The 12251-nt window shown below is 55.3% G+C and carries 9 protein-coding genes; all 9 read left to right on the top strand.

Annotated elements, in window-relative coordinates; all coding sequences use genetic code 11:
• The first annotated feature begins 59 nt into the window (after positions 1-59).
• Positions 60-1055 carry an Asd/ArgC dimerization domain-containing protein gene (locus tag ACJJIM_RS04425; protein WP_413664949.1) on the top strand — a complete coding sequence of 332 codons (996 nt, stop codon included), beginning with the start codon at positions 60-62 and terminating at the stop codon, positions 1053-1055.
• Positions 1056-1252: 197 nt separating this feature from the next.
• Entirely contained in the window at positions 1253-4636 is a 3384-nt protein-coding gene (locus tag ACJJIM_RS04430) for a FimV/HubP family polar landmark protein (protein ID WP_413664950.1), read from the top strand.
• A 132-nt stretch (positions 4637-4768) separates the two neighbouring features.
• Complete coding sequence (gene truA, locus ACJJIM_RS04435; RefSeq protein ID WP_413664951.1) at positions 4769-5662, top strand: tRNA pseudouridine(38-40) synthase TruA; 894 nt, start codon at positions 4769-4771, stop codon at positions 5660-5662.
• Between the two features lie 125 nt (positions 5663-5787).
• On the top strand, positions 5788-6396 hold the full coding sequence (locus ACJJIM_RS04440; protein WP_413664952.1) for a phosphoribosylanthranilate isomerase: 609 nt from the start codon (positions 5788-5790) through the stop codon (positions 6394-6396).
• 576 nt (positions 6397-6972) lie between these two features.
• Positions 6973-8196 (top strand): tryptophan synthase subunit beta, encoded by a 1224-nt coding sequence (trpB, locus tag ACJJIM_RS04445; RefSeq protein WP_108732438.1) that lies wholly within the window; start codon positions 6973-6975, stop codon positions 8194-8196.
• Between the two features lie 92 nt (positions 8197-8288).
• Positions 8289-9098: a tryptophan synthase subunit alpha gene (gene trpA, locus ACJJIM_RS04450; protein ID WP_413664953.1), complete on the top strand. Its 810-nt coding sequence runs from the start codon at positions 8289-8291 to the stop codon at positions 9096-9098.
• Positions 9099-9258: 160 nt separating this feature from the next.
• Positions 9259-10113: an acetyl-CoA carboxylase, carboxyltransferase subunit beta gene (gene accD, locus ACJJIM_RS04455; protein ID WP_282931874.1), complete on the top strand. Its 855-nt coding sequence runs from the start codon at positions 9259-9261 to the stop codon at positions 10111-10113.
• 77 nt (positions 10114-10190) lie between these two features.
• Complete coding sequence (folC, locus tag ACJJIM_RS04460; protein ID WP_413664954.1) at positions 10191-11465, top strand: bifunctional tetrahydrofolate synthase/dihydrofolate synthase; 1275 nt, start codon at positions 10191-10193, stop codon at positions 11463-11465.
• Positions 11446-12090: an SPOR domain-containing protein gene (locus ACJJIM_RS04465; protein ID WP_413664955.1), complete on the top strand. Its 645-nt coding sequence runs from the start codon at positions 11446-11448 to the stop codon at positions 12088-12090. Before folC ends, ACJJIM_RS04465 begins: the two co-directional genes overlap by 20 nt.
• Positions 12091-12251: the final 161 nt, after the last annotated feature.

The raw sequence follows: 12251 nt of genomic DNA on the forward strand, positions 1-12251 counted from the left end.
TCCCCACGGGTATAATCGCCCCTCATTTTTCCCTTTCCAATTCAATGAAGTGATTTGCCATGTCCGAAGCCACCCGCGAACTGGTCATTGTCGGTGTTGATAACGCCGCCTTTGGTCCCCTGCTGGAAGTACTCGAAGAGCGTGAAGTAATTTCCGCCGAGCAGCTGAGTTTGCTGGAGACTGACGAACGGGAAGTGGACCCCCAAGTATTTGCCAATCGCAATATTCCGGTGGAGTCCCTGGAGAAATTTACATTTAACGATAAGCAGGTCGTGATTCTGCTGAGCGCCGGTGATGCCGTTGAAGCCGCCATGGCTGCAGCAGAGCAAAATGGCGCCTGGATTGTAGACGTGGCCAACAACACCCGTGGCGATGAAAGTGTTGCCCTGGTACACCCAATGTTTAACAGCGGTGAACTCGCTTCTGCCGAGCGCCGTGTTGTTGCGCTGCCAAGTGCCGGCGCCTCTATGGTGGCGGAGGCCCTGGCGCCCCTGAAAGATAAACTGCAAGCGGTAGAGGTACAGCTCAATCAGCCGGTGTCTGCTCTGGGCAAGGCCGCAATTGATGCTATGGCGGCACAAACCGCGCGGATGTTTAGCGGCCAGGACGCAGAAATTGATCCTGAGATTGGCCACCGATTGGCGTTTAACCAGCTCAGTGCCTGCGAGGCTCTGCTCGCCAGTGGCCACACCCTCAGTGAGCTGACTTTGGTTCACGACCTGCGCCGCTTATTCGGAGACGCGGTAGCAGTTGATACCAGCATCAATACGGTCTCTGTTTTCCACGGTCAGCTAGCTAATTTGGGCGTCGCTTTAACTGAAGATGTCGACCTGGAAAAAGTGCGTGCGCTGCTGGCAAATGGCGCTGGCCTCAAAATGGCGGAGCAGCCCTCGGCAGAAAGTGCGGTGGGCAGTGACGTGACAATCATCGGCCGCTTGCGCCAAAGTCTACTCAACAAGCGACAGTTAAATCTTTGTGCGGTGTCTGACAACCTGCGTAAAGATGTAGCAATAAACTGTGCACAAATTGCCCACTTGTTGCTAAAAAACTACTGATATTTAATACTTAGCGGCCATAGTGAAGGTGTAATCTTAACTTTGGCCTGGCTGAGACTGGCGAAAAATTCGCCATAGTTGGCGGCTGCCTAAACGGCGGCTAATTAGTTGAACGATTACCGTTCAGTAATGGGGATATTCTGAAGGCGCGCTTTTCGGAAACCCTGGGAAGGTTCTAACAATAAAGGGAATCGGATATGCGTGTGCGTAAGTTGGCACTTGCAGTTGGTCTAGTCGGTGCACTGGGAAGCAACGCGGCTCTGGCGCTTGGACTAGGTGAGATCAAGCTCAACTCGACCCTTAACCAGCCTCTCGATGCGGAAATCGGACTGCTGCAGACTCGCGGTTTGGAAGATACCGAAATTAGGGTTCGCCTCGCAGGTCCTGAAGAATTCGAACGCGCTGGTGTCGAGCGCTCTTACCTCCTTACTTCTTTAAGTTTTGAAGTGGACTACTCCGGTGGTAAGCCGGTTATCCGCATTTCCAGTCGCGATGCCATTCGCGAACCTTTTTTGAATTTCCTGGTTGAAACTCGCTGGCCCAGTGGCCGTCTACTGCGCGAATATACGCTGCTGATGGACCTGCCGGCGTTTTCCCCAACGGCTGCGCAGCAACCCGTGCGCGCAGCTGAGCGCGAGCGGCAGCAAGTGCGTCGCACAGCCCCAGTTCAGCAGCCCCAGCCTCGCACAACACCGGCCCCGGCTGCTCGTCAGGCACCAGCCGAACCAGCCCCAACTGAAAGGACTGCCCCGGAAACTCGCGAGCCCGCTCGCCCGCAGCCACGTTATACGACTACAGACACCAGTGAGAGCAACAGCCAGGTATATGGCCCGGTAAGTTCCTCCGATACGTTGTGGGAAATCGCGCTGCAAAATCGCGCCAGTCGCGAGTTCTCTGTTCAGCAGACCATGCTGGCGATTCAAAGGCTGAACCCAGAAGCCTTTATTAATGACAATATCAACCTGTTGAAGAAAGGTGCCGTGCTGCGCCTGCCCAACACCGAGGATTTGCGCACTCTGACTATGACGGAGGCGATTTCTGAGGTGGCTCAACAGAATGACTCCTGGCGCCAGCGCTCCGAAGTGGAAGTGGCTACTGGCGCACCGCTGGATGCCCGTGCGGTTGAGGAGGAGTCCTATGTCAGCGAAACGGTTGAAGGGCGCGTTAGCCTGGCTGCACCGGGGGACAATGAGTCCGTTACTTCCGGTTCTGGAGTCGGCACTGATGACAGTGAGGCGCTGGAAGGCGATCTCACAGTAGCTGAGGAAGAGCTGGATAAGTCCAAGCTCGAAAACACTGAATTGCGTGAACGTATCGCCGAGCTCGACGAGCAGATCGATACCATGGATACGCTGATTGATGTTTCCAATGAGGAACTGGCTGCGGTGCAGGCCGCCGCGGAGCAGTCAGACGTGTTGCTCGACCCCACTGAGGCGGATGGCGTTGAAGTAGAGTCTTTAGATGACAGCCTGACTGTTGAAGACAGCGAAGAGTTTGATGTTGCTGCTGATACGGAAGAAGAAACTGTTGAAGCAGAACCGGCTCCAGCAGAGACGCGTAACCGTGTAGTTGAAGTTCAAACTAAGCCCAAGCCAACCTTTATGGAGCAGCTGGCCGATAACGGAATGCTGATTGGCCTGGGTGGTGCGGGTCTGCTGGCCGCTATATTTGGCCTGTTCACCTGGCGTCGCCGCAAGGCTGAACAAGAGGCGCAGCAGGAACTTGAACAGCAGATGGCTATGGAACAAGAGCCGCTGGATATTCCTGAGGATATTGCCGAACCCGATGAAACTCTCGCTGCAGTTGAGAGCATGGAGGCAGACGATACCTTCGATCTGGGCGATCTCGGCGATGTAGGCACTGATGACCCAATTTCTGAAGCGGAGATTCACCTGTCCCTGGGGCAGTATGAGGAAGCGGAAAGCAAGCTGCTGCTGGGCCTGGAAAAGGACCCGCAGGTAGTCGATGCGCGCCTGATGTTGATGGAGGTTTACGCCCACAACCAGGACGTTGAAAAGTTTGACGATCACTACCGCCAGCTGCTCAGCATCAGCGACGGTCCTGCTGCCGATCGCGCCGCCCGCCTGCGTGAATCCATTGCTGGTGCGCCGGATTTTGAAGCCCCGGCTATGGGTCTTTCCAATGAGTCCTTCGAAGCGGCGCAGCTCGACGATATCGGCGCGGCCCTGGACGATGACTTCACCAGCGCCGAGCCGGGACTGGTTGGTAGCGGTGACGCGCTGGAGCCCGATACCTCTCTCCTCGATGACCTGACTATGGATCTGTCATTGGATCAGGAAAGCTCTGATTCTGAGCAAGAGCTGTCCCTGGACCTGGAGTTGGATAGCAGCTTTGAAGAGCCGTTGCAGGCGAGCGCAGATCAAAGTGAGTCGCTGGATACCGAGTTCAATCTGGATGATTTGGACCTGGACAGTGCTCTCGACGGAGACAGCCAAGAAGTTACTGCTGAGGTATCGGAACCAGAAGTTGAAAACGACTTAAATCTTGATGAACTTGATTTGGGTGAGTTGGACCTGGGTGATCTGGGCTCAAGTAATCAAGAGCCCGCTTTGATTGAAGAGGATTTGGGGCTTGAGCTTTCTGATAACACAGAAGAGAGTGTCGATGCTCCAATAGAATTCGATACCTCTGAGTTGGATCTGGATTCCCTCGACTTGGAGCCGGCGGCAGAAGAAAACTCTGAGGCCTCAGTTGAGGCCCAGCTGGAAGAAAAGGCAACTACCAGCGGTGGTTCCGTTCCGGGCCTGGATTTTGAGCTGGATCTTTCCATGATGGAGGAAGAGATTCAGCCCCAGACAGAAGAAGAGACTTCGGTTGAGCTGGATACGGCCTTTGAATTGGATGATGCTCTGGAACTGGATTCCGTTGACAGCGGTTTGAGCGAGGAAATCTCCCTGACAGAAGGAGTCTCCTCTGCCCAGGAGTCTGCAGAAGAGTTATCCATGGATGACTTCTCTGATGGCGATCTGGAGATGATCGGCGGCGACTTGGATTCCGACCTGGATCTCGACGGTATCGACCTGGATGATATTGCTGCGGATCTCAACGCAACTGAGCAGCCCTCGGCAGAGGTAGTCGCGGCCAGCAATGAGCCGGCAGCAGATTTATCCCTCGATGCTGATCTGGATACTCTCGATGCTGCAGGTATGGAGCTGGCCGGGGCTAGCGACCTGGACTTCAATGCGGATGCAATCGAAGAGGAGTTCTCCCTGGAGGATGAGCTGGCTCTCATCGATGAATCCACTGAGGGTGATTTGACTCTTGAGCCAGAACCCCTGGTTGAAGCTAAGCCTGAAGCGACAGAGCAGGTTGAGGCGATTGTTGAAAAGCCGTCAGATTCTGATTTTGGTGACCTTGACTTCAACCTGGAAAGCGACCTCAATTCAGAGTTGAGTTTGCTGGAAGGCGGCGATGAGATGGCGACCAAGTTGGAGTTGGCTCAAGCTTATATGGATATGGGTGACGAAGAGGGTGCCAAGGATATCCTCAAAGAGGTCGCCCAGGATGGTGGCGGTGAGCACAAAGACCGCGCCGAGGAAATGCTGGAGCGGATGGTGTAAGCTAGCAGCGTATTCCGTTTTTGAAAAAAACCTCGCACTGGTTGCGAGGTTTTTTTATTTTTACCGGGAAGTTCCCGGCAGTGATTTTTACCCGGCGCAGTCGCAGCGGGGAGAGCAAGTGGTTTTGGTGATATGAGTCAGGTGACGCAGAGGGAATATATTTACAAGCCAAATGGGGAGGTCCCTGAAGGTGAGGGGCTGCCTGAAGGGCTGCGCCGTATAGCCCTGGGCGTTGAATACTGCGGAGCCAAGTTGCACGGTTTCCAGAAGCAGAAGTCTGCATCGGAGACTGTCCAGGCTCATCTGGAGCGGGCTTTATCCACTATTGCAGCGGAGGATGTGACCTTGGTTTGTGCCGGGCGTACCGATGCGGGCGTTCATGCTACCAACCAGGTCATTCACTTTGATACCCGAGCGCAGCGCCCGGACCGCGCCTGGGTACAGGGAGTTAATACCAAGTTGCCGGATTCCGTGCGGGTGCGCTGGGCTCGGGAAATGCCGGCGCAGTTCCATGCACGTTTTTCCGCTCACGCACGCAGTTATCGCTACCTGATCCACAGCGCACCAACCCGCTCGGCACACAGCGCCGCTGAGGTAACCTGGACCCAGCACTCACTGGACTTGGACGCGATGCGTGAGGGAGCCAGCTACTTGATCGGCCGCCACGACTTCACCAGCTACCGCGCCTCTCAGTGCCAGGCTAAGAGCCCGGTGCGCGAAATTACCCGCCTGGATATTGCTCCAGTGGGTCAGCTGATTGCCTTGGAAATTAGTGCTAACGCATTCCTTCACCATATGGTGCGCAATATCACCGGGGTTTTGATGGCCGTGGGGCGAGGGGAGCGCCCACCAATTTGGGTAAAAGAGGTGCTGGATCAGCGGGACCGCTCCGCCGGCGGCGTGACTGCACCGCCGTTTGGCCTGTATCTCGTTGATGTGCGCTACCCGGATCATTTCCAGCTTCCCCAGTGTGAGCCGGGGCCACTTCTGGTGCCACAGCCTTTGGGTGCTTTGCTATCCAGTTAAACTGCTGAATTTTTCGAGGCTAAAGCAAATCTGGGAGAGGGCGTGCATTTCGCGCCTTCTGACTATCTGCTAGTATCCGTCGTTCCCTCTTTTGATCGGCCAGCCGGCTGAGTCCAGGTTACACGATGCAAGTAAAAATATGCGGCATCACTTGTATAGAAGATGCTCTGATGGCTGTAGATGCAGGTGCCGACGCGTTGGGCCTGGTATTTTATAAGCTGAGCCCGCGCTATATCGATCTTGATATGGCAGCTAAAGTTGCAGCGGCAGTTCCCCCATTTGTCACCCTGACGGGGTTATTTGTCGATGCGGCACAGAGTGAGGTGGACGCTGTACTGGAATCGGTGCCGCTTAACCTGTTGCAATTCCACGGCGATGAAAGCGCCCGTTTCTGCGAACAATTCCGGCGTCCCTATATCAAAGCGTTGCGGATGAAAGTTGACCTCGATGTCAAAGCCGCAATGACTGAGCACCCCAAAGCCCGGGGTTTTCTATTGGATGCCTACAGGCCTGGTGTCCCCGGTGGTACCGGAGAGACCTTTGATTGGGACAGGGTTCCCCAAGATAGCAGTCGCCCGATCGTTCTTGCCGGTGGCTTGAATCCCGCTAATGTAACTGCAGCAGTAGAAGCTGCGCGCCCACAGGGGGTGGATGTGAGCGGAGGTGTAGAGCGTCAGCCGGGACGCAAGGATCGAGAAAAAGTTTTTGCGTTTGTCAGCGCGGCGAAGAGATAGATTTAGAGGCGGTACCGGAAGTGCCGCCCGCCGGCTTGGCCGGCGCGAGCCAGTAAATACCAGCAGATCGACGCATCTGCGCCAGTATTTTCTGGCGACGTTTGAATAGTTCGGGAAGAACTACGGCTAATAGTATTGAGGCGGCACAGGGAAGTGCCGCCCGCCGGCTTGGCCGGCGCGAGCCAGCAAATACCAGCAGATCGACGTATCTGCGCCAGTATTTTCTGGCGACGTTTGAATAGTTCAGGAAGAACTACGGCTAATAGTATTGAAGCGGCACAGGGAAGTGCCGCTCGCCGGCTTAGCCGGCGCGAGCCAGTAAATACCAGCAGATCGACGCATCTGCGCCAGTATTTTCTGGCGACGTTTGAATAGTTCAGGGAGAACTACGGCTAATAGTATTGAAGCGGCACAGGGAAGTGCCGCTTGCCGGCTTGGCCGGCGCGAGTCAGCAAATACCAGCAGATCAACGCATCTGCGCCAGTATTTTCTGGCGACGTTTGAATAGTTCAAGGAGAACTATTCAAACAGTAGGTAAACAGAAAGAAAGTTTTAACCCCACGTGACCCACGGAGTATGAGTGTGAGTAAGCCAGGTGCTATCGATTTTTCCACCTTCCCGGATGCGAGCGGACATTTTGGTCCCTACGGCGGTCGCTTTGTATCGGAGACGCTGATCAGCGCATTGGATGAGCTTCAGGCAATGTATAGCCGCCTGAAAGATGATCCGGATTTTGTCGCTGCCTTTGATCACGATCTGGCGCACTACGTAGGCCGGCCATCGCCGCTGTATCTTGCTGAGCGACTGACTGAGCAGGCGGGCGGTGCGCGAATCTGGCTTAAGAGGGAAGACCTGAACCATACCGGTGCGCACAAGGTAAATAACACGGTGGGCCAGGCACTGCTGGCCAAACACAGCGGTAAAACCCGTGTTATTGCCGAAACCGGCGCTGGTCAACACGGTGTGGCTACGGCAACCGTGGCGGCGCGTCTCGGTTTGCAGTGTACGGTTTATATGGGTGCGGAAGACGTTAAGCGCCAGTCCCCCAACGTATACCGTATGAAACTGCTCGGGGCAGAAGTGGTGCCGGTGGAATCCGGCTCCAAGACCCTAAAGGACGCCATGAATGAAGCCATGCGCGATTGGGTAACCAATGTCGATAATACTTTCTACATTATCGGCACTGTGGCTGGTCCTCACCCTTATCCGCAATTGGTGCGCGACTTCAACTCTATTATCGGCCGTGAAGCCCGTCGCCAGAGTTTGGAGCGCTTTGGCCAGTTGCCCGATGCGCTGGTGGCCTGCGTCGGTGGTGGTTCCAATGCGATCGGCCTGTTCCACCCGTTCCTGAATGACGCTGAAGTGAAAATGTTTGGTGTCGAAGCCGGCGGTGAAGGCCTGGCTTCCGGTAAGCATGCTGCACCACTGAATGATGGTATTCCCGGTGTTCTGCACGGTAACCGCACCTACCTGATGGAAGATGACGACGGCCAGATTATCGAGACTCACTCGGTTTCTGCAGGGCTCGACTACCCGGGTGTTGGCCCTGAGCACTCTTGGCTGAAAGATATCGGCCGGGTGGAATATGTCACCGCCGATGATGATGAAGCCCTGGATGCCTTCCGTCGACTCACTCGCACTGAGGGCATTTTGCCGGCATTGGAATCCAGCCATGCAGTCGCGTACGCGCTCAAGTTGGCGGCTTCCATGAGCCCTGAACAGAATGTCCTCGTGAATCTCTCCGGCCGAGGCGATAAGGATATTTTCACCGTTGCTGCTATCGACGGTATCGAGGTGTAGCAATATCACCGCCCGCCTCTGAGGCGGGCAAAATGGGTGAAGATCAAATAATTGAGCTGGCTTTTTGCCAGGAGTAGCTCAGGGAATAAACTGTGACAGAACAAAATAGAATTGATCGCCGCTTTGCCAAGTTGCGCGATGAGGGCCGCAAGGCACTGGTAACTTATATTGTCGCTGGCGATGGCGGCTTGGAAAATACTGTGCCGTTGATGCATCAGTTGGTGGCCAGCGGGGCCGATGTTATTGAACTGGGGGTGCCGTTTTCCGACCCCATGGCAGAGGGCCCGGTAATTCAGAAAGGGCATGAGCGCGCACTGGCCAATGGGGCTTCGCTGCGCAAATGTTTGGCATTGGTGAAAGAATTTCGTCAGTCGGATAGTGACACCCCGGTAATCCTGATGGGCTATGCCAACCCTATTCAGCGTATGGGTGAATTGGAGTTTGCTGAAGCGGCGTCCACTGCGGGTGTCGATGGTGCCCTGACCGTAGATCTGCCAGCTGAAGAGTCCGGTTCCCTGAATGCCTTTTTGGCGGAGCGCAACCTGCGCAATATCTTCCTGCTAACGCCTACCACCACTGAAGAGCGTATTCGTGAAATTACCGATGTCGCCAGTGGCTTTGTTTACTATGTATCCCTGAAGGGGGTTACCGGAGCAGGCCACCTGGATTTGGATTCAGTGCGTGACAATCTGGACCATATTCGCCAGTTTACCGATCTGCCCCTGTGTGTTGGCTTCGGTATCAAAGATGGTACCTCGGCCCGCCAGGTCAGTGCCCATGGCGACGGTGCTGTAGTCGGTAGCGTGCTGGTGTCGGCAGTAGATGCGGCGGCAGACCTGGAAGCCGCTAAAACGGCGGTTGGAGCTATTGTCAGCGAGATGCGCGAAGCCCTGGATCGCTAAAAGCAGCTACAGGTCTAAGCACAAAGTTGGCCAGAAAGCCAAAAATAGCGGCTGATCTGGCCGGGTTTGTTGTTCAGCTTAGTGTTTTAATTCCTAGCCTGAAACCCACTGGTCGGTAAAATGTGCCGGCCCAAAGAAAGCCTCCGGATTTGGAAACGAGATGAGCTGGTTAGAAAAAATTGTCCCTGCGGTAATTCGCACAGAGCGTCGCACCGGCAGCAGCAAGGTCCCCGAGGGGGTTTGGAAGAAGTGCGTCAAATGCGATGCGATGCTTTACCGCCCGGAGCTGGAACGCAATCTGGATGTGTGCCCCAAGTGCGATCACCACTTTAGAATCGGCGCCCGTCGCCGCCTGGATATCTTCCTCGACGAGGAAGGTCGTGAAGAGCTGGCCACCGATGTGCAGCCGGTTGATCGCCTGAAGTTTAAAGACGTTAAAAAATATAAAGACCGCTTGGTACAGGCACAAAAGTCCACTGGTGAGAAGGATGCCCTGATCGCCATGCAGGGCAGCCTGAATGGTGCCCCCCTGGTAGCGGTAGCATTTGAGTTCGCTTTCCACGGTGGCTCCATGGGCTATGTGGTCGGCGAGCGCTTTACCCGTGCCGCTCAGCGTGCCTTGGAGCAGCGTATCCCGCTGGTTTGTTTCTCTGCTACCGGTGGTGCCCGTATGCAGGAGGCCCTGATCTCCCTGATGCAGATGGCCAAAACCTCGGCGGTGCTGGAAAAAATGAAGATGGCCGGCGTGCCATATATCTCCATTATGACCGACCCGGTTTACGGTGGTGTTTCCGCATCCCTGGCCCTGCTGGGTGATATCAACGCGGCGGAGCCCGGAGCGCGCGCTGGTTTTGCCGGCCCGAATATTATCGAGCAGACCATTCGCCAGAAATTGCCGAAAGGTTTCCAGCGCAGTGAGTTCCTGCTGGAGCACGGCGCAATTGATATGATTATTCCTCGCAAGGAAATGCGCTCTACAGTGTCCCGCATATTGGGTAAACTGACCGGCAACTGATTTCCATTCCCTTGGGGTAATGCTGTGATCAGCTTAATTTCCGCTGATTGCAGCCCCCATCATCGATGTTTTCAACTATGCCTTCACTGCAAGATTGGCTCTCCCGCCTGGAGCAGCTGCACCCTTCCGAAATTGAATTAGGTCTTGAGCGCGTCGCGTCTGTGGCCGATGCACTGGGTATCCAGAAACCGGCACCGACAGTGATTACTGTGGCGGGCACCAATGGTAAGGGTTCCTGCGTGGCGACTATGGAGGCGCTGCTGTGTAAGGGGGGGCGCTCCGTAGGCGCTTACAGTTCCCCACACCTTCTGCGCTTTAACGAGAGGGTGCGTATCGGGGGTGAAGAGGTTGCCGATAAAGATCTCGTGCTGGCGTTTGAGGCTATCGAGGTTGCTCGCGGTGAGACCAGCCTGACCTATTTTGAATACACCACCCTGGCGGCGCTCTGGTTATTTCAAAGGGCAGGCGTCGAGTTTGCACTTCTGGAAGTTGGCCTGGGTGGACGCCTGGATGCAGTCAACCTGGTGGATGCGGATCTCGCTATTATCACCAGCGTTGCCATTGATCACGAGGACTGGCTTGGCAGTGACCGGGAAATAATCGGCCGTGAAAAAGCCGGTATCCTGCGTGCTGGGGCGCCTTTTGTCTGTGCTGATAGCAATCCCACCCAATCTGTGCTGTCTGCGGCAGAAAAATTGTCCAGTTCCAGTTACTTTATAGGTCAGGATTTCTCTCTCAATTTGGGAGAGGGTAAAAAAGAACTTTACCGTTTTGGTGAGTTGGAACTTGCTATTCCCCCGATCAACTTGCCGCGCCCGAGTATCGCTGCTGGGATTACCGCGCTGGCTCTGCTCAATGTATTGCCCCAAGGTGAGGTCGAATCTGCACTGGCTGAAATTGCCCTGCCTGGGCGCTGTCAGCAGGTTCAATGGCAGGGGTGTAACTTGCTGTTGGATGTGGGGCACAATCCGGCAGCGGCCGAACACTTGGCTAAATGGCTTGCAGATCACCCTGTAGATGGTGAGACCCATGCGCTGGTAGCGGCCATGGCCGATAAGGATTTGGCGGGACTCTTCGCGCCTTTGCGGGATGTGGTGGATGCCTGGCACCCCGCAGAGTTACCGGGCAATAGCCGCGCTGCGAGCGGAGAGACCTTGCTGGAAGGTCTGGCCGCAGCAGGTGTTGAGGCAACGAACGCCGATAGCCGCTGTCCAAGCGTCGCCGATGGTTTACAACAGCTGCTGCCGACCATTGGTCCACAAGATAGGTTGCTTGTATTTGGTTCCTTCTTTACTGTGGCTGAGGTTCTGCAGCAGATGCGAGACGAAGGTAATGGAGAATTGCGAGGGTAAACCCTCCCGCCGAGGGCGATTGAACGACGGATTTAAGCAGCGTATTGTCGGTGCGTTGGTTTTGGCTGCGCTTGCCGTTATTTTCTTGCCCAGCCTGTTGGACCGGGAGGCCGCAGGCAATATCAGTGAAACCAGCCAGATTCCGGCGGAGCCGGATATACGCCCTATTGAAATTGCCGAGCCGCAACCGGTAGCGGATGCTGTGCCTGCACCGGCGCCCGGTGAGGCTTTCCAGCCGGATCTGCCGGAGAACTTCTCCAACCCGAAGGCTCCAGTAGCTGATGAGGGGGAGGAACGGTCAGAGATCGCCAAGAGTGATGAGCCGGAGGAAAAACTGGCCGCGCCGAAGAAGGGAGCCTCGCCCCTTGTAGATGCCTATGGCCTGCCTGTGGCCTGGGTGGTTCAAGTGGCTTCCTACCGGGATGAGTCCAATGCGGACAAGCTGCGTTTGCGCCTGATGAACGAGGGCTACAGTGCCTATACTCGGGCAGTGGATACAGACAAGGGTCGCCTGGTGCGGGTCTTTGTTGGGCCAAAGGTCAACAAGGCCGATGCCCATCAACTGAAAAAAGAATTGGATACCCTTCTGAAAGCCCAGACCCTCGTGCTTCAGTTCAAGGCCTGATCGGGCCTTTGACTTCAGGTTGCCACTATTTCAGCCCGAGGCGGATGGTGGTAACTCGCTGGCAGATTTCCACTTTGCATTTTTATTCGCAATTAACCGATTGCCACTGTGCCAAACGTCCAGGGAAAGCGGTACTACAAGTAATAAATTCCAATCGGTTG

The sequence above is a fragment of the Microbulbifer maximicatervae (SeqCode) genome (genome assembly GCF_052467615.1).

Bases quoted from the DNA above. Each gene is read 5' to 3' on its own strand.
- ACJJIM_RS04430 (WP_413664950.1), top strand. From the start codon at position 1,253: ATGCGTGTGCGTAAGTTGGCACTTGCAGTTGGTCTAGTCGGTGCACTG.
- accD (WP_282931874.1), top strand. From the start codon at position 9,259: ATGAGCTGGTTAGAAAAAATTGTCCCTGCGGTAATTCGCACAGAGCGT.
- trpB (WP_108732438.1), top strand. From the start codon at position 6,973: ATGAGTGTGAGTAAGCCAGGTGCTATCGATTTTTCCACCTTCCCGGAT.
- ACJJIM_RS04425 (WP_413664949.1), top strand. From the start codon at position 60: ATGTCCGAAGCCACCCGCGAACTGGTCATTGTCGGTGTTGATAACGCC.
- folC (WP_413664954.1), top strand. From the start codon at position 10,191: ATGCCTTCACTGCAAGATTGGCTCTCCCGCCTGGAGCAGCTGCACCCT.
- ACJJIM_RS04440 (WP_413664952.1), top strand. From the start codon at position 5,788: ATGCAAGTAAAAATATGCGGCATCACTTGTATAGAAGATGCTCTGATG.
- truA (WP_413664951.1), top strand. From the start codon at position 4,769: ATGAGTCAGGTGACGCAGAGGGAATATATTTACAAGCCAAATGGGGAG.
- ACJJIM_RS04465 (WP_413664955.1), top strand. From the start codon at position 11,446: ATGGAGAATTGCGAGGGTAAACCCTCCCGCCGAGGGCGATTGAACGAC.